The organism is Cupriavidus sp. GW823-FHT07A04 (genome assembly GCF_058794615.1).
The window spans coordinates 101,291-119,002 of record NZ_JBXAHA010000011.1; the positions used below are offsets into that span (position 1 = coordinate 101,291).

The 17,712-nt window shown below is 66.2% G+C and carries 17 protein-coding genes and 1 tRNA gene; 3 read left to right on the forward strand and 15 right to left on the reverse strand.

Annotation, left to right across the window (positions count from 1 at the left end):
• Window positions 1–27: 27 nt before the first annotated feature.
• The 12 genes from AC1Q7Q_RS19980 to AC1Q7Q_RS20035 form a co-directional block, all read right to left on the reverse strand.
• Window positions 28–543 (reverse strand): RNA polymerase sigma factor, encoded by a 516-nt coding sequence (locus AC1Q7Q_RS19980; protein WP_150984208.1) that lies wholly within the window; start codon window positions 541–543, stop codon window positions 28–30.
• A complete protein-coding gene (locus AC1Q7Q_RS19985; RefSeq protein ID WP_492374020.1) occupies window positions 544–1,260 on the reverse strand; it encodes an STN domain-containing protein in 717 nt (238 codons plus the stop codon). It lies immediately after the preceding gene.
• Between the two features lie 133 nt (window positions 1,261–1,393).
• Window positions 1,394–2,815 (reverse strand): trypsin-like peptidase domain-containing protein, encoded by a 1,422-nt coding sequence (locus tag AC1Q7Q_RS19990; RefSeq protein ID WP_492374019.1) that lies wholly within the window; start codon window positions 2,813–2,815, stop codon window positions 1,394–1,396.
• Window positions 2,796–3,278, reverse strand: coding sequence for a YbaB/EbfC family DNA-binding protein (locus AC1Q7Q_RS19995; protein ID WP_492374018.1), 483 nt, complete (start codon window positions 3,276–3,278; stop codon window positions 2,796–2,798). Before AC1Q7Q_RS19995 ends, AC1Q7Q_RS19990 begins: the two co-directional genes overlap by 20 nt.
• A gap of 35 nt (window positions 3,279–3,313) precedes the next feature.
• Window positions 3,314–3,835, reverse strand: coding sequence for a YbjN domain-containing protein (locus AC1Q7Q_RS20000; protein WP_492374017.1), 522 nt, complete (start codon window positions 3,833–3,835; stop codon window positions 3,314–3,316).
• A 124-nt stretch (window positions 3,836–3,959) separates the two neighbouring features.
• Window positions 3,960–4,901, reverse strand: coding sequence for a peptidylprolyl isomerase (locus AC1Q7Q_RS20005; protein ID WP_492374016.1), 942 nt, complete (start codon window positions 4,899–4,901; stop codon window positions 3,960–3,962).
• 191 nt (window positions 4,902–5,092) lie between these two features.
• Entirely contained in the window at window positions 5,093–5,887 is a 795-nt protein-coding gene (locus tag AC1Q7Q_RS20010) for a hypothetical protein (protein ID WP_492374015.1), read from the reverse strand.
• Window positions 5,888–5,897: 10 nt separating this feature from the next.
• Entirely contained in the window at window positions 5,898–7,664 is a 1,767-nt protein-coding gene (locus tag AC1Q7Q_RS20015) for a putative porin (protein WP_492374014.1), read from the reverse strand.
• 74 nt (window positions 7,665–7,738) lie between these two features.
• A complete protein-coding gene (locus AC1Q7Q_RS20020) occupies window positions 7,739–8,449 on the reverse strand; it encodes an energy transducer TonB family protein (RefSeq protein WP_492374013.1) in 711 nt (236 codons plus the stop codon).
• 10 nt (window positions 8,450–8,459) lie between these two features.
• Window positions 8,460–8,870, reverse strand: coding sequence for an ExbD/TolR family protein (locus AC1Q7Q_RS20025; protein WP_006158977.1), 411 nt, complete (start codon window positions 8,868–8,870; stop codon window positions 8,460–8,462).
• Between the two features lie 15 nt (window positions 8,871–8,885).
• Window positions 8,886–10,676 (reverse strand): DUF2341 domain-containing protein, encoded by a 1,791-nt coding sequence (locus AC1Q7Q_RS20030; protein WP_492374012.1) that lies wholly within the window; start codon window positions 10,674–10,676, stop codon window positions 8,886–8,888.
• A 67-nt stretch (window positions 10,677–10,743) separates the two neighbouring features.
• Window positions 10,744–12,381: a ShlB/FhaC/HecB family hemolysin secretion/activation protein gene (locus tag AC1Q7Q_RS20035; RefSeq protein ID WP_492374011.1), complete on the reverse strand. Its 1,638-nt coding sequence runs from the start codon at window positions 12,379–12,381 to the stop codon at window positions 10,744–10,746.
• A gap of 326 nt (window positions 12,382–12,707) precedes the next feature.
• On the opposite strand from AC1Q7Q_RS20035, the gene AC1Q7Q_RS20040 reads away from it, so the two are divergent.
• Together AC1Q7Q_RS20040 and AC1Q7Q_RS20045 are read left to right on the forward strand one after the other, a co-directional pair.
• Window positions 12,708–13,040, forward strand: coding sequence for a hypothetical protein (locus tag AC1Q7Q_RS20040; protein ID WP_492374010.1), 333 nt, complete (start codon window positions 12,708–12,710; stop codon window positions 13,038–13,040).
• A 53-nt stretch (window positions 13,041–13,093) separates the two neighbouring features.
• Window positions 13,094–13,561: a hypothetical protein gene (locus AC1Q7Q_RS20045; RefSeq protein WP_492374009.1), complete on the forward strand. Its 468-nt coding sequence runs from the start codon at window positions 13,094–13,096 to the stop codon at window positions 13,559–13,561.
• An 82-nt stretch (window positions 13,562–13,643) separates the two neighbouring features.
• Here the strand turns inward: AC1Q7Q_RS20045 and AC1Q7Q_RS20050 are convergent, their stop codons facing one another.
• Window positions 13,644–14,171 carry a DUF3455 domain-containing protein gene (locus AC1Q7Q_RS20050; protein ID WP_492374008.1) on the reverse strand — a complete coding sequence of 176 codons (528 nt, stop codon included), beginning with the start codon at window positions 14,169–14,171 and terminating at the stop codon, window positions 13,644–13,646.
• Between the two features lie 287 nt (window positions 14,172–14,458).
• Here AC1Q7Q_RS20050 and AC1Q7Q_RS20055 point away from each other — a divergent pair, with 287 nt between their 5' ends.
• Window positions 14,459–14,821 (forward strand): hypothetical protein, encoded by a 363-nt coding sequence (locus AC1Q7Q_RS20055; RefSeq protein ID WP_492374007.1) that lies wholly within the window; start codon window positions 14,459–14,461, stop codon window positions 14,819–14,821.
• Window positions 14,822–14,894: 73 nt separating this feature from the next.
• On the opposite strand, the gene AC1Q7Q_RS20060 is transcribed toward AC1Q7Q_RS20055, so the two are convergent.
• Window positions 14,895–14,973 (reverse strand) — tRNA-Ile (locus tag AC1Q7Q_RS20060).
• 27 nt (window positions 14,974–15,000) lie between these two features.
• Entirely contained in the window at window positions 15,001–17,277 is a 2,277-nt protein-coding gene (gene rpoD, locus AC1Q7Q_RS20065; RefSeq protein WP_492374006.1) for an RNA polymerase sigma factor RpoD, read from the reverse strand.
• Between the last annotated feature and the right edge of the window lie 435 nt (window positions 17,278–17,712).

The following is a 17,712-nucleotide window of genomic DNA, read 5'->3' on the forward strand; positions in this document are numbered from 1 at the left end:
GGAAGCAACAGATCGGCATGCTTTTTTTCATCCATGCTTGGGGCTATGGGCCATGCAGTACTCATGGGCCCGCTTGAGCTCCAGGCCGATCAGCCGCGGCGACACGCCGAAGCGCACCGCGGCCTCCTGGTTCGAGAGTTCATCGACCCGCACCGCGAGGAAGATCGCCCGCCGGCGTGGCGGCATGCTTTCGATAAGGCGTGCAACGGCCTCGACCTCGTCACGCGCCGCGACCGTTTGCGCGGGGCCGGGCGCGGGATCGACGATCTCGGCCATGAGCGTCTCCATTTCTTCTGCGCTCATGTAGCGGCGGTCGCGCTGCAGCCGGTCCAGCGCCAGGTTGGTGGCCATGCGCATCAGGTAGGCGGCCGGGCTCTTGACCGGCTCGCCCTCCTCCTTGCGGTCTTCCAGGTGCACCCAGGTATCGTGCAGCGCATCGCTGGCGAGCTCGGCCGAGCCCAGGCGCCATGTCAGGCGGCGCTTGAGGTCGTCGTAGCGTTGCGCAAGCAGCTCGCGCAAGCTGGAGCGGCTGGAGTCGCTCATCTATCGGCTCGCCTGCCGGCCGCAGGGCGGCTGGCACGAGCCGGAGCGGGCCGCCGCGGCGTCACAGCGCACCGGCTTGACCAGCAGCACGAATGCCTTGGCCGGATCCCCGGGCGGCTGGCCCACATCGACGTGCTCCACGGTCTCGATGATGGCCGCATCGCGTGCCTTGTCGCCGGTGGTGTCCAGCAGGCGCACGTGCGCAACGTGGCCGGCCGCGTTGAGCTGCACATAGAGCGCGAGGCGATAGTCCCCGAGCGCGAGTGCGGGCCGCGCGCATAGCGCCTGATAGACCTGCGACTGCACGGCGCCGTCATATTGCCGCGCGGCGCTGGCCGGGGGCTGCGCGACGGCCGTGTCCGCGTAGCGCGGCGCGGGCACCAGCACGAAGGCATCGGCCGCGGCTGCCTGCACGCTCAGCCCCGTGCCCTCGAGCATCTTGCGCAAGGCGTTTTCCGGGCTGAAGGTGCCGTGGACAGCAGTCGAGGTTCGCCCCGCTGCCAGCTCGGAGGAAAAGAAGACGGACAGGCTGGTCTGCGCGTCGTATTGCGCCAACGCTTGCTTGAGCGGCTGGGCCGGCAGGTCGAATGCCATCTCCACCGCGCCGCGGTTGGCGGGCTGCTGGGCGCGGGTCTGCTGGCAGGCGAGGCAGAGGGCCAGGACCGCCATATAGACGACCAGTGCGCGCGCACCGGGGGCTGCGACCAAGCTTGCCATCACTATCCAATGCCATGTGCGTTGAGGAGTCCTTGCCGCATCGAGCGCGTGGCCCAAGTGCATACCCGTGCGCATCGTAGGGATCCAATGTGACGCCGCCGTGAAGGCGTGCCAGCCACTGCCGTGACATGGCTCACTCCTCCTGGCCGGGACCCGCCGGCTGCTGCGTCTCGATCGCGATAAACAACCGCGCGTTGCCACGCTGGACCAGCAGCGCCACCGCGCCGTCCGCCGCGCTGGCCTCGTCGGCCAGCGCCTCGATGCTGTCGACCGGCTGGCCGTTGACGGCGAGAATCACGTCGCCGGCGTTCATGCCGGCGCGCGACGCAGCCGCGTTCACGCGCTGCACCAGCAGGCCACCGTCGATACGCAGCACCTGCCGCTCTTGCGCCCACAGCGGCCTGACCATCATGCCCAGCGGCGCGTGCCCGGGCGCCGCCGTGCGCGCCACCCGTGGCGCGTCGAAGCGATCGGGCCGCACCTCCAGCACGAGCGCGGCGCGGTCCCGCCAGATGCGCAGCGGGACGACAACGCCGGGGGCCAGGTCCGCGATGCAGATCAGCGCATCGGCGGACTGCACGACGTCGCGCGCGCCCACCTGCAGGATCACATCGCCCGGCTTCATGCCGGCCCGGCTGGCGGCCCCGCCGGGCTGCACATAGCTCACCAGCGCGCCCGCAGGCCGGGGCAGGCGGAACGAATCGGCCAGTGCCTGCGAGACCTCCTGCACCGCCACGCCGATACGCCCGCGTGTCACCGCGCCCTGGCGCAGCAACTGGTCCTTGATGCGCATGGCCACATCGATGGGAATGGCGAACGACAAACCCTGATAGCCGCCGCTGCGGCTGTAGATGCGCGAATTGATGCCGATCACCTCACCCTTGAGGTTGAACAGCGGGCCGCCGGAGTTGCCGGGATTGACCGGCACGTCGGTCTGCAGGAAGGGCATGTACTCGGCGCCAGGCAGCACCCTGCCCTTGGCGCTGACGATACCGGCCGTGACCGAGTTACTGAAACCATAGGGTGAGCCGATGGCCAGGGCCCAGCTGCCCACCTCCACGCTCGCGGCGTCGCCGATCTTCACCGTCGGCAAGCCGGTGGCGTCGATCTTGAGCAGGGCGACGTCGGCAACGGCATCCAGCCCGATCAGCCTGGCCTTGAACTCGCGCCGGTCGGTCAGCTTCACGCTGACCAGGGACCCGCGCGCGACCACGTGCGCGTTGGTGAGGATATAGCCGTCGCCGCTAAGGATAAAGCCCGAGCCCAGGCTGGTCTCGTCGACATTGTCCTGGCCCTGCGCACGCCCGCGCAGCGGATCGGGCAACGCCTCGCGGGCCACACCGATGTTGACCACGGCCGGGCCGTTCTCGCGGACCAGCCGCGAGAAATCGGGCGCGGCTCGCCACGCCGCCGCCTGCAGCGGCGCGCATCCGGCCGTGCCTGCCGCCAGCGCGAAAAGCAGCGCCATGGTGGCAAAAGCCAGCGAGCGCCGCGCAAGACCGCCGCGGCGGCCCGGGTCCAAAGCCATCGCCACGTCAGCTCGCTTGCGCGCCATCCAGCCCCAGCTCCAGCACCATGGGCTGGCGCATATCCGGCGGCGGCGGCTCGGGCAACGCCTTCGTCATCAGCACCGCGCGCAGGTCCGCGTCGGCCTGCGGATTGCCCAGCGAGTCGAACTCCATGCGCTCCACACGGCCATTGGGAGCAAGCCACACACGCATCACCAACGACGCGGACGGCTGCGCGCGGGCCTGCATCCAATCCTGCAAACGCAGGGCGCTCGCGTCGGCCGGGTCCCCCAGCCGCGCCTGGAACTCCGTGCTGGCCAGTTGCGCATAGCGCATCCAGTGCTGCGGGAACGGCTGCGCCGGGGCGGCGGCGGAAGACGCCGCGCCCAGGCCCAGGCCCAGGCCCACCAGCCCCAGCGTACGGAGCAAACGCCCCCACATTTTCCGGGGCGCAGCCAGCTTGCGCGCGGCAGGACTGGCCTGCCGGCTTGGCTCAATCGGGGAATGCATCGAAGTTCCTGTCTTTCGTCATGGTGCGTTGGCCACTACGCGGCGGCTGCCTCTTCCTGCGCAGGAGCATCCGCAGGAGCATCCGCAGTTGCATCCGATGCCGCCGGCTGGAAGTTGCGCAGATGCAGGAAAAACTGGCCCATCATCTGCGTCCACAGCTGCAGCGCCACGGTGAGATAGTCGGGGCCCACGCCGCCGGAGATCACCACGTCCATCTCAAGCACCAGGAATTCGCCGTGCTGCGCGACGCGCGCGAAGCGCTTGGCGCGATGCCAGTCGCCCAGCACACCCTCGGGCAACGCGCCGCCTTGCACCCGCAGCGGACAGCTCAGCGTGAAATCCAGGTACGCATCCGGCGCAGCCGAGTTGCCCCAGAGGACCTGGAAGCCAACGCCGTGGCTGGCGCTGTGCAGGCGCAGCACGCCGTCCTGCTCGATGGCCGTCACGGCGCAGCCGGCGGCCTTGATGGCATCGCAGACCTGCTCCGAAGTCACTGCCATCAGCAGTGCGGGTTGGCTGTCTGCCGAGGTGTCGATCTGGGTTGCGGTGGTGTTCATGGGTATCCTGGTGTTGAAATGATTGGAACTTGGATTGAAACTTGGATTGAAATTTGGATTGAAATTTGGATAGGGATTGAGGCTTGCGTGACCGGGCGCCGTGATCCGTGCCTGCATCGTTTTTCTAGTTCGCTTTCTGCAGCACGGCATCCAGCGCGGCGGTGTCGATGCTGGCCGCACCTGGCGCCACCAGCTTCTCCATATAGGCCTGCACGAGCTGCTGCTGGCGTTGCTGGCGCATCGCCGCCACCAACTGCGGCTTGATCTCGTCGAGCGTTGCGGTGCGGCCAGCCTGCGTGTCCAGCAGCTTCACCACATGAAAGCCCGCGGCCGATTGCACCGGGTCGCTCACCTGGCCAACCTTGAGCCTGGCAACGGTATCGCGCACTTCCGGCAGCATCTGCGCCAGCGGCAGCGTGCCGACCTCCCCGCCGCGTTCGGCACCGCGGGGATCCTGCGAGCGGCTCTTGGCGAGCGCCGCGAAATCGCCCTGGCGTGCCTGCGTGGCCAGCTTGCGGGCTTCGTCGCGCACCTTGGCCGTGGCCGCGGCATCGCTGCCCTGGGTGGCCAGGAAGATCTGCGCGACGCGGTAAGTGGCGGGCACCTGGAAGTTCGCCTTGCCGTCTTCATAGGCCGCCTTCACCTCGAGCTCGGACGGATAGCCCGCCGGCAACTGCGTGACCGACTCCAGGTAGGTAGAGGCAACGATCCGCGCGGAGATCTCGCGCACGGCGGCATCGACGCGCGCCTTCACCTCGGGTCGTTCCGCCCAGCCCTTGCCCTGTGCCTCGCGCAGCAGCGCTTCACTGGCCAGGCGCTGGCGCAGCCAGCTCTCGATGCCCGCGCGGTTGCTCCTGGCCGCGGCGCGGTCCGCTTCCGGCAGGCCTTGCAGCAGCCGCTCCACGTCATCCTGGCCAACGGTGACCGAGCCGGCGCGCGCCACCACCGGACCGCTTGCCGGTGCGGGCTCCGCCGCCTGCACCGGCGCTGCGCTCAGCCACGAGGCCAGCAGGACGCCGATGGCCGTGCGCACGGGCGGCAGCATGGACTGGACATGCGATTTCATTCGAATCATCTGTGTCTTACCTTTTTTCTCCGGGAGCGCGGGCGAACGCCTGTGCGGACCGGCGGCATCGCCTTGCCCGCGCACTGGCCTGCGCGCCTCATGACATCGCAGCAACATGACAAAACACTCACGCCCCAGCAACAGCAGGCTCGGCGCCACCGCCATGCACGGTCCGTTGCTGGCTTTGCGTGTCATGGGCGTGGCGCCTCTGCCGCGCCCGTGGCGCTCGTGGTGCTTGTGGCACTTGCGGTGCTCGTGGTGCTCGTGGTGCTCGCCGCAGCCTTGACCTCGGCGGCCGCCTGCGCGGGTGCGTCGGCGGCTGCCGCAGCGCCGGCCACGAAGCGCCCTTCGTACAGCTTGTCGCCGTACTCCTGCGCGATCTGCTCGAACTTCACCCGGCTCTGCGCCGCGAAGGGCTGGCGCGCGATCATCACCGTACCCAGGTCCACCGTCTCGTAGGCGCGCAGGATCTCCTGGCCCACTGCGTAGAGCTTCGCGTTCTTGGCCTCGCACTGTGCCAAGGTGGCGTGCTGCGTCTTGGCCTCCAGGGCCAGGCGCTGGCGGTCCGCCTCGGCCGCGCGTGCGAGCTTGAGCAGTTCGTCATAAGCGTTGCGGTACTGTGCAATCTGCGTGCTGGCCTTCTCGGCAACCGCCTGTGCCTGCTGTTGCGCCTGCTGGTTCCTGTCGCTCAGCCGCTCGCGCTCCTGGCGCTCGGCAGCGAGTTGCGCGCGGGCACGCTCCAGTTCCTTCTTCGCGTCGGCGTCCGCGCCGGATGGCGCGGCGCCGGCATGTGGCGCGCCGGCCTTGAGCGCGGCCAGTTCGTTCTGCGCCTGTTGCAGCTGCGTGGTGGTGATGCGCAACTGGGCGCGCAGGCGCTCTTCCATGGTCTGGGCCGGCTGGGCGTGAGCCGCTGCGCCGGCCATCATGAAGCTGGCGGCGAGCGCCAGCGGACGCCAGGCGCCGCGCAAGCGTGATGTGGATGACACGGTATCCCTCCTAGAAGCGCGTGTTGATCTCGACCTGCAAGATATCGATCGCCAGCGGCGGGCCATAGACCTCCTTGGTCGACGTCCAGCGGCCGGTCACCCACGTGTTCTTGTCGAGCGCGTACGAGCCGCCCACGTAGTAGCCGCGTGCGTTGGTGCCGCCCAGGTGGAAGGTCGAATCGTTGTAGCCGTCCGGCATGGCATCCGGCTCGATGCGCTTGTAGCCAAGCAGCATGTTCCAGTCGCCCTTGGCCAGCGTCACGGGCTTGCCCAGCGTGGCCTGGAACATATAGGCGTTGCCGCCGCTCTTGAAGTCCGCGCGGCTGGTACCGCCGCTGCCGCCGAAGTTATTGACGATGCCGCCGTTTGCGCGCGAGAACATGCCGCCCTCGTCATAGGCCAGGTTGCGGATGTAGTTCGCATCCATGCGCAGGCCGAGGCTGCCCGCCACCTTGGTTTCCCAGCGGAAGTTCAGGTCCAGCAGCTGGAACTTGGACGCCAGGCCCACGTATTGCGGCTGCGGCGTGCCGGCCGGATCCAGCGGATTAAGCGCGATATTGCGCAACAGCATCAGCGTGTTGCCCTTCTGCATGAAGGCCGGGCGTGACCAGTCGGTGCTGCAGCCGTCGGCGCCGGCGTACAACGCGCAAGGCTGCGACACCTGCCCGCTGACGTTGCGGAAGTCGTAGTACGCCAGCGCACCGCGCAGGCGATTGTCGTTGTTGAGCTTCCAGCTCGCGCCGATCTGCGCACCCAGCAGCCATTTCTTCTCGCTGCTCGCCTTGTTCTGGCTGCGGCTGGGGAAGCTGTCGGAGGAATACTCGAGCGGCACCAGGCCGAGTGTGCCGAACAGCGCGACGTCCCGGTTGGGCAACGCCTTGTCGAACTGCGCGGCCAGGCCGTCGAAGTTCAGGTCGTTCGAGAACAGCAGGTCGGACGACACGAACGGGTTGCCGAAGCGCCCGGCCGTGAGGTTGACCCATTCCGCCGGCTTGTACGACAGCCAGCCCTGATCGAGCCACACGTTCTTCTTGGCCAGGCCGCCGCCCAGGGTCTGGTTGGTGGACACCGGGCTGTCGTCGTTGCCGGTGGCAATGCGGATGCCCGCATGCGTGCTGTCGGAAATATCGGCCAGCACGCCGAACCTGGCGCGGGCACGCAGCAGGCTCACGCGGTTCTGCCGCGTGTTGACCAGCGGCGGCAGCGAGAGATTGGTGTTCGGGTTGACGTCAAAGCCGCTGCCCTGGTTGATGGCCGCCCAGTCGATGGCGATATCGCTGTTGTTGCTGGAGTAGAAGCGCGACTCGTCGCGCACGCGCACGTCCCCTTCGATGCGGATACGCTTGGTCCACTCCGGCGTTTCGTTCGGTGCCGCCCAGCCTTCGGCCTGGGCCTGGGCCATGACCTGCCCCTTGACCTCGTCGCGAATCTGGTCGCGCACAGTGTCGGAAATATAGGGCACGCGCACGTCGCCCGGCTCCACGCGCAACCCGCCGGCAGCGGCGGCCGGCGCTGCCGACGCCACGCGCTGCGCCTGCTGCTGCGCCATGGCTTCGGTCTGGGCTTGGGCAAGCAAGGCTTCACCGGCATCTTTTTTCAGGGCACCGCTTTGCATCAGGCCACGGATCAGCTTGACCATGGTGCTATCGGCGGGTGCCGCGCCTTGCGCGTAGCCCGCGCCGCTTGCGCCGAGCAGCGCGATCGCCATGGCGGCGGCCAGCGCGTGGGTCTTGCGGGCCGGCTCCGCATGGCGGCGGGAGTGTGCTGGATGGTTCATCGGTTCGTTCACGAGAATGAGGTGGAATAGGTTGGGCATGCGGTGAGACTTGCGGCGGCGGCCTGCTGGCCACGTCACGGCCGGCGCCCCTTGATCGACATGCGCATCGGAAAGCGCAGCGATGCCGGCGGCCGTTCGTCGGCCCGGAAATCGCGCACCATGGCCAGCACGGCTCCATCGGTCTGCGCGTTGCCGGTGCTGCGCACCAGTTGCGCACGCGTGGCGCGGCCGTCGGCGTCCAGCCACAGCTCGATGCGGATGTCCTCGAACGCCAGCTGCCGGGTGCGCTGGTCGCGCGCAAAGGCCTGCTGCAAGGCACCCGAGACGTAGCTCGAATAGGACCTGCTGCCCAGCCCGCCGCCACCGCCGGTCATGCCGCCGCCGCGCCCGGCCTGGATGCCAAATGCATCCGTGCCGGCTTGCGCCGCGCCGTCGATCGTGACCGGGTCGCCGAGATCCTTCGACGGGCTTGGGGGTGCGTCGTCCTTCGGCGCTTCCTGCGGGTCCGCCGGCTTGGGCTCGGGCTCGACCACTTCCGGCTTGACCTTCTCCGGCACCGGTTCGGGCGGCTTCTCGGGCTCGGGAGGCGGCGGCGGTGGCGGTGGCAGCACCAGCATCGGCGTGGCCGCCACCTCGCGCTTGGTGCTGGCGGTGTCGGACAGCAAGCGCCAGACCAGCACGGCCAGCCCGATGATGACCAGCGCGCCGATGATCAGCCCGCCCCAGCGGCGCCACAAGGCGATGGCACGCTGCCGGGGCGGAAGAGTTGGATCACGATGTTTCACCCGACTCTCCTCACGCCGGCTTGCCGGTGACGAGGCCGATCTGGTTCAGGTCGATGCGCCTGAGCAGGTCCAGCACCTCCACCACCTTCGCGTACTGCACGGCGGCGTCGCCCCGCACGATCACGGGGAAATCCGGCGTGAGCGCCTTCTCCGTGCGCAAGCGCTCCTCCAGCTCCGGCAGCGTCACCGGATAGGCGTCGAGGAAGACCTGGCCCGCGTTGTCGATCGTGATGGCCTTGGTCTTGGGCTTCTCCAGCGCGACCGACGAACTCGCCTTGGGCAGGTCCACCTTGATGCCCGGGATGCTGGCATTGCTGGTCAGGATGAAAATCACCAGCACCACCAGCAGCACGTCGACGAAGGGCGTGATGTTGATGCCGCCCGTGCGCTTCTTGGTGCCGAACTTGGCTGCGTATGCCATGGCCGCGCGCTCCCCTTAAGCCCGGTGCAGGGCAGCGGGGACGCGACGTCCCTCGCCCTGCTCTTCGGCCAGGCGCGTGGCGAACTCGTCCACGAACACCGCCATGTCGGCGCCGATCGAATCCGAGCGCGAGGCGAGCCAGTTGTAGCCGAACAGCGCGGGAATCGCGACGCCCAGCCCGGCGGCGGTACACAGCAAGGCCGCGGCCATGCCCGGCGCCACCGAGTTGATATCCACCGCGCCGGCCATGGCCGCCACGACAAACACCAGCATGATCCCGATCACGGTGCCGAACAGGCCCACATATGGCGCGCCTTCGATGGTGGTCGACAGCCAGTTCATGCGCTTGGCCATGCGCTCGCTCTCGCGCACCATCACGCCATCCATGGCCGCGCGGATCGCGCTGATGGTCGCGTCGGAGACCGCGTTGAGGTCGTAGCCCATCTGATGGCGGCGGTGCAGTTCCTCGACCGCCATTTCATACAAGCGCCACAGCGACGAATCCGCCTTGACGGCCTCGGGTACGCGGTTGCTCTTGGCCAACTGGTCCAGCGGCGCGCCGGCCGCTTCGCGGAAATGCACCATGAAGGCAGCGTTGGCGCGCGAGGTGGCGCCGTAGCTGCGGCCCTTGCTGATCATGATGGCCCACGACAGCGCCATCATGATGCCGAGCAGGCCCACCACGATCCAGGCGTCCAGCGGCATGGCGGCGAGGATGAAGCCGAAATGGCTCTTTCCGGCCTGCTGCTCGTCCGCGCCGAACACGGCCAGGCGCGATTCGGCACCTTGCGATACGGCGTCGGCGAGGATCAGCGCATCCGGGCGCGCCACCTTGGACAAGCGCACTTCATCGATGGCACCGGTGAACGGGCTCAGCGCGGTCGCTGCGGCCGGCGTGTTGGCCGCCGCCGCGTCGGCACCGAGCGTGGCCGGCGTGTTCAGCGCCGGCAAGGCGGTTGCCAGCGACGCGGCAGGACGTCCGCCGACATACAGCGACACGCTCTTGCCATCGGACTTGACTGCCAGGTGCGACCACTGCCCCGCCTGCACGGGCTGGCCGGGATTGCTGCGCTGGCCATTGACCTGCACGAACGGCACGCCCTGGTCGATGCCGATGACGAGTTCGCCCGCGCCATCGCGGCGCGCATAGACGACTTGCTGCGGGCCGAGCTTCTCGGGGCGTACCCAGGCGGAAAAGCCGAACGGCGCGCCCGCGGCCAGCGCCAGCGACGGCGACGACGGCAGCACCAGCGGGGCGGCGCCGAGCTGCGCGCCCTTGCCGATGACCGTGCCATCGACGCTCACCACAGCGGTCTGGCTGTGGTTGCCGTAAGCCGTGGTGTCGCGGGCCGGTACGCTGCCTTCGGCGAAGTGGTAGACCAGCGTGTAGTCAGGGTCGAAGGTCCGTTGGCCGTTGCCCGATGCCGGCGCCTTGGCGTTGCCGTAGTACATCCACAGCTGCTGCGGGCCCGCCGCCGAGACCGACGGAACGTCGATCCAGATCAGCGCGATGCCCAAGAGCGGATCGAACTGTTCGATCTGGTGGTTAAGCACGGTCTTGTCGTCGGCGGCAACAAAGCGCAGGTCGGCGCCAGTCTCGCTCACGCCTTCAAAGCTGAAGTTGCCGGTATGCAGGCGCAGCAGCACCGGGGTACGCCCGGCATCGCCGCCGATCGCGCCGGCCTTGGGGCCGGCGTCGATCGTGATCGGCTTGCGATAAGCCCAGTCGGGCTGCCACCAGGCATGGGCCAGGTCCGGCAGGAGTGTGCTCAGCAGCGTGAGCACGAGCAAAAGGATGCGTCGCATGACAGTGGTTCTCGGTTAGCTCGTCGGGAGTCGATGTTTCAGGTTGGAAGCGGCGCGCCGCACGCGCTCAGTAACTGGCGGTGACGCTGAAGTTCACGCGCGGGTCGCCACGCTGCGTGCGTGGCCCGTCCTTGAGCGGATAGCCCAGGTCCAGGCGCCCGGTGACTTTCTGGCCGAGGCGGAACGTAGTGCCCACCCCCACCGAGGCGAGCGAGACGTTGCTCTTCTGCTCGGGCAACGGATCGCGCAGACGGACCTGGCCGGCATCGGCAAACAGGTAAGCACGCCAGTTTTCAACCACGGAAGTGAAGAAGGCCAGCGGCGGCGTGCGCATTTCCACGGACCCGACCACGCCATAGTCTCCGGTGGTCTCGGCGGACAGGTAGCCGCGCACCGAGTTCATGCCGCCGGCCGCGATCTGCTCGTTCGAGACCAGCGGGGAATCCGTGATCTGGGCCGCCAGGCGCCAGCCCAGCTGCGCGTTGCCCGCGAAGGTGTAGGAGCCATTGGTATCGCCTTTGAGCACCATGAAGCTCGGCGACGCCTTGTAGCGCTTGTAGTCGAATTGCTGCGCGGTGCTGCCGTAGCCAAGGAAGCTGCGCGTGCCCGCGACCAGCGAGAGGTTCAGGCCATAGGTGCCGCGCTCCGTCTGGCCGAAGCCCGAGTAGCCAAGCGTGATCGGCGCGTACTTGAGCGGCACCGTATCGCCGGCGCTGCCAAGGCGCGTCACCTCGTCGTTGTCCTTGAAGTCCACGCCGGCGCTGAACGCGTGCCACCATGCGCCGGTGTTCGGCACGGTGTAGGTGGCCTTCACGCCAACCGCATAGCCCTTGCCCAATACATTGGTGCCGCCTAGCGTCGCGACGTTGCTGTCCGATTTGTAGCCGGAAGCCTCGAGGCCCCAGTTAGTGCCACGCAGCGGCGCCACATACGAGCCGGACCACACCTGGGTCTGGTTCAGGTCCTGCGGGGCGCCAAAGAAACTGACCGAGGCGCTGTGCCCCAGTTGCCAGAGGTTGTCGTGGCCCAGCGAAGCCGTGGCCCGCAGTTGCTTGGTATCCGCGCTGTAGTCGTTGTTCAGGCCCACGCTTGCCCGCCACGGGCTGCTGTCCTCGACCTTGAGATCAACGTCCATGGTGCCAGGCAGCGCGCCTTGCCTGACCAGCGGCATCACCTGCCGGTTCGCGGTCCGGTTCAAGGCAGTGAGCTCCGTCTGCGCCTGGTTGAAGTCCGGCACCGCGCCCTCCGCCAGCGCGGGCACCTGCTCACGCACCTCTACCGGCGAGTTGTACTGCGCTCCCACCACACGCACACGACCCACCTTGGTCTCGCTCACCTGCAGGAAGACCACGCCGCCAACCGCCTGCTGCTCAGGCAGGTCCACGTAGACCGACTGGTATCCCTTTGCCTGGTAGGCCGCCAGCAGCGCATCGCGCGCGCCCTCGATATCCTTCAGCGTGCGCTTCGGCCCAAGGTAAGGCGTGACCGCGCGCTCGATCGCGCGCGCATCCAGCACCGTGTTCCCACGCACGATGTACTCGTTGATGTCGACGCGCCGTTGCGCATCGGCCTGCACGCCCGGCGTTGCCGCCTCGGTGGCAGCGGGGGCCTGCGCCATCGCGGTTCCCTGCGTCCCTAGTCCTAGCATCGCCAGACATAGCGCCCTCCAGCGCGCGGACGCATCGTTCTTGTTCTTGTCATGCATGTGTTTGCTCAATCCCTTGCGAAACAATTGCCGTCGTTCCCTTGCGCCGGCGCCTCGACCAGAGGCAAGTCGTAAGCGATCGCATCCGATGAGGCCATGATGAGCGGTCATCATTTCAGCGCCGCGTACGATTGGTTAGACGAACGGCCCGCGCGCCGACTGTCGTTTGTCACGAAAGCTTCATGTGCCGGCGCGGGGCATGGCGATGCGCCTCAACGGCGGCGATATCGCGGAGCAATTGCATGCCGCGCTACTCGGAATGGAGCGCTACACTTCAGGCATGTCGCCAATGGCGTAGTTGGCAATCAATGAAGACGGAGCACGAAATGCGCGGATGGCTGAACGCTGTAGTGATTGCCGCAGGTAGCCTTGGCGCGGCCTGCCCGCTAGTCGCCGCGGAAGCATCCCCACCAACGGGGGACGGCACGGCGAGCTGTGTCGAGGTCGAAGTCAATGGCATGCGGGCCCCGTCGTTTCCTTGCCTGACGCAGAAGCTAAGCCCCAAGCCCACCCCCGGCCAGCCACCCTCGGAGCGCAAGCTGGCGTCCGAGGCTATCGTGGAGCGTCCCTCCAACGCGCTGGGGCTGTTCAACTACTCGGCGACCAGCCACCGCATGGGCAATACCTTCGGCACATCGGTCACGCCGCAGCGGCCATAGCCGCCTTAGCGGCAAGCCACTCCATTCACCACGGTTTCTTTAAGGGAAAAGACGTGCCATTCATCATCGCCGGCCTCGCCTTGATCGGTGCCCTCATCTATGGTGCGGTCCGCCTGTACGCCACGGTGGCCGCAGCCTATGGCGCGATCGCCGGGACCACCGCCGTCTTGTTCTGCGCGGCGCTGCTCGTGGCATTCGTCGCAAGCCTGGTCCGCCGCTACCGCGCGATCCACGGCGTCAAGATCAAGGGCGAGCGCATCCTGTCGCTGGAGGGCGCATGGGGGACGATGCACGTGGATCCGGAGCGCAAGCGTGGCGCACTGGATGTCGACGGACAGCAGGCGAAGTTTATTTTTGCCGATATAGCGAGTGCCACCGCGCTGGAGAACGGCAGCGCATGGATGCTTGCCTTACGTCTCGAACACCAGGCGCAAGACAGTTGGCAGATCCCGATGGCAAGCCGGAAGGAAGCGTTGCGCTGGGCGAAGATATTCGACCTGGCTGCGGTGCAGAAGCTTTGAAGGCCTGGTGCTGCGCGGCTCGCCCGAGCGGCGCGGACGGCAACGCCATCGGAACGAACGCGCCTGCCTCGACGAGACGCGTCTATTCGAGAAATACATAGTCCGCGCGATAAGGCACGCGGCTTTCCTGTCCTTCCTCGGTGCAGGCCTGAGCGGGCGCAATGCCGCCTTGCGTGTTCAAGCGCTGAACGTAATGCACTCCCGCTAGCAAGCCCGCCCCTCCGGAACTCGTCGCCTGCAACAGCAATAGCGCAATGCTGTCGGGCGCCCTGGCATTTGCGGCCTGCCGCAGTACTTTGCCGGTTATCTTGCTGCCGTCCGGCGCCTCCCAGGTCGGCCCGGCGTAGTGCCGGGCGATGAGCTTGCCGGAATCGTCGCGCAGATCCGCTTCGGGGGATTTGAACGCCCACGCCAATGAACTGCCCTGATCGCGCTTGCATACATAGATCTGCACGCCGGACGCATGCAGGGTCGCGATCGTACGATGGACGTCGGCGGGCTGGAGCTCAGGCGGCGCGGCCTCCTGGGCAACGGCGCAAGAAACCAACAAGCATGCTCCGGCGAGGGCAATGCGATGCGCTTTGCGACTGGTGTGGAAATCTTGCGGCATACACCCTCCTTGCCTGAGCCCGGTCAGAATAGTACCTCCGGCGCGATGGCAAGGAAACGGAGGAAGACACGGCAATCGCAGCAAACGCGGCAGGCCCGGCCGGCCGCGTTGCCACTGGATGCGGTTGAAGTAGCGAACTGCAGACATGGGCTCAGCCACAGGCGGGCAGCAAAATGATCACTGGAATTCTGCAAGCCTGACGGCTACGCTAATAGGCGGACCGTTGCGCCAGTTGAGCGCGCGAGGGTCATCGGCTTTGCATCGACTTTGATTGGAAGGAGTCATCCATGAAGATCGCTATCGCAATGGCAATTGCAGTTCTCCTGCCTGCTACCGTCTACGCCGCAGGCCCCGCAAATCCAGCGGATCGCTACGACTACAACATGCGTAGCACCAACAAGGACGGCTATGTGCCGGACCCTCAACGCACGACCAATAAAGACGGCTACGTACCCGATGCCGAACGCGCTACCAACAAGGACGGCTACGTGCCAGACACCGCAAAGGCCAACGACAAGTTTGACCCGTACACCCAGGGTGCCAACCAGAACACGGCCTCGGCGCTCACCGACTCAAAAGCGTCTACCAAGAAGCCAGCTGGCAAGGCGTCAAGCCAGAAAAAATCGCCCGCTGCCGGCATGGACAAATAGGGCGGCCTGCTCAGATTAAGTCCGACGCGGCAAAGAAAAAGCCCCGCAGGAATCTGCGGGGCTTTTTCAACTATGGTGGGCCTCCCGTGAGTCGAACACGGCACCAACGGATTATGAGTCCGCTGCTCTAACCAGGCATGAGCTAGAGGCCCTGGAAAGTCAGACCGGCATGATACCGATCAACTGCCTTCAAGGAAACTCTTTAGCTTATCCGAGCGGCTCGGGTGACGCAGCTTGCGCAATGCCTTGGCTTCTATTTGACGGATCCGCTCGCGTGTGACGTCGAACTGCTTGCCGACTTCTTCCAGCGTGTGGTCCGTGCTCATTTCGATGCCGAAACGCATGCGCAGCACCTTGGCTTCGCGCGGCGTGAGCGAATCCAGCACATCCTTGACGACGTCGCGCATGGAGCCGTGCAGCGCCGCTTCGGCCGGGGCCAGCGTGTTGGTGTCTTCGATGAAGTCGCCAAGATGGGAGTCGTCGTCGTCACCGATCGGCGTTTCCATGGAGATCGGTTCCTTCGCGATCTTCATGATCTTGCGGATCTTGTCTTCCGGCATCTCCATCTTCTCGGCCAGCGTTGCCGGATCCGGCTCGTTGCCGGTTTCCTGCAGGATCTGGCGCGAGATGCGGTTCATCTTGTTGATCGTTTCGATCATGTGCACCGGGATACGGATGGTGCGCGCCTGATCGGCGATCGAGCGGGTGATGGCCTGGCGGATCCACCACGTCGCGTAGGTCGAGAACTTGTAGCCGCGGCGGTATTCGAACTTGTCCACCGCCTTCATCAGGCCGATATTGCCTTCCTGGATCAGATCGAGGAACTGCAGGCCGCGGTTGGTGTACTTCTTGGCGATCGAGATCACCAGGCGCAGGTTGGCCTCGGTCATCTCGCGCTTGGCTTCGCGGGCGCGCTTCTCGCCCTCGCTCATCTTGCGGTTGACTTCCTTGAGCTCCTTGAGCGGCAGCACCACGCGCATCTGCAGGTCGATCAGCTTTTGCTGCAGCTCGCGCACGGCCGGCACATTACGTTCGACGATGGTGCTGTACGGCTTGCCGTCTTTGATAATCGTGTCGATCCACTCGAGGTTGGTCTCATTGCCCGGGAAACGGGCGACGAAATCCGCACGCGGCATGCCGCACTTGTCCACCACGATCTTCAGGATGGAGCGCTCGAGCTTGCGCACTTCGTCCACCTGGCCACGCAGCGTGTCGCACAGGCGTTCGACGTTGCGGGCGGTGAAGCGGATGCTCATCAGCTCGTTCAGGATGGCTTCCTGGGCCTTGACGTAGGACTTGGACTTGTAGCCTTCCTTCTCGAACGAGCGGCGCATCTTGTCGAACTGCTCGGCGATCACGCGGAATTTTTCCAGCGCGGCCACTTTCAGTTCTTCGAGCTGGCGTGCCGAGGCAGCCAGGCCGCCGGCATCGTCATCCTCGTCTTCGTCGGACTCTTCGCCGTCAGATTCCGGCTCGTCTTCCTCGGCAGCCGCCACCACGGCCGGAGCCGGCGGGGCCACGGGCACGTCCGCGGCGTTCGGGTCGATCAGGCCGTCGACGAACTCGTCGATCTTGATTTCATCGCTGGCAACGCGCTCGGCCAAGGCCAGGATCTCGGAGATCGTGACCGGGCAGGCGGAGATCGCCATCACCATGTCTTTCAGGCCGGCCTCGATGCGCTTGGCGATTTCGATTTCGCCTTCGCGCGTCAGCAGCTCCACCGTGCCCATCTCGCGCATATACATGCGCACGGGGTCGGTGGTGCGGCCGAATTCGGAGTCAACGGTGGAAAGTGCCGCCTCCGCCTCTTCCTCGGCTTCTTCCTCGCTGGTGGCCGACGGTGCGTTGTCGTTGAGCAGCAGCGTTTCCGCGTCCGGCGCCTGCTCGTAGACGGCGATGCCGATGTCGTTGAGCGTGGCGACCAGCGTGTCGATCGTTTCCGAATCGACCATGTCGTCCGGCAGGTGATCGTTGATCTCCGCGTACGTCAGGTAGCCGCGCGACTTGCCGAGCTTGATCAGCGCCTTGAGCTTCTGGCGGCGTACTTCCAGTTCTTCCTCGGTACCCTGCTGCGTCGAGGCGAACTCCTTCAGCAGAGCCTTTTCCTTGGCCTTGCGGTCGCGAGCCTTTTGCTTTTCGCTCTTAGGCGCTGCAGTCGGCGTTGCCGCCGCGGGGATCTCGTCTTCGTAAAGCTCTTCAGTCACGTCGTCTGGTGTGCTGTCGTCGTGCTGCGCTCCGGCCTTGGGCTTGCGGCCACGCTTCTTCGGCTCCGGCTTGACTGCCGGAGCGGCGGGACGCTCGGATGCAACGGGGGCGGAAGTTGTGGCATTCGGCGTGGCCTCGGGCTCGGCGGCGCCTGGCTTGGCGTCTCCGGTCTTGGCGCTGGTCGCTGCCGCTTTCTTGCTCTCGACTTCGGTATTCTGCTGTTTCGCCACGGTAATACTCTTGCCTTTCACAGGTACAGATGCGGCGTGCTTGCCGCTTGTATTGGCGCTATCGCCGCTCTCGTGTGCCGAAGTCGAGGGCTTCAGGTTTTCGGACGGGCGGATCCCGGTGGAAGTGGACGCTGCGGGCGCCTTGGCGCTCCGAGCTGTCTTAGCTGGCACAGGCTGGGCTGGCGCCTTGACTGACGCGGCTGTCTTCGCAGCCGCCGTTGTTTTCACGGACGCCTTGCCGCTCCCCGATTGGGGAGTTTTAGTGGAAACCTTTTCGGTTGCTTTGGCCTTTGCCATTGGCACGCTCACTTTCACCAGAAGGGGAGAGAAAGATCTCGCTATCCAAACCGGCTATTGTAGCACTAGCAATTAGCCGGCTTCCCAACAGGTGAGGTTTTCACCTGAAAAATCAAGGCTTAAGCGTAGCCATGCCGCGCCAAGCCCTCACTTATTTGT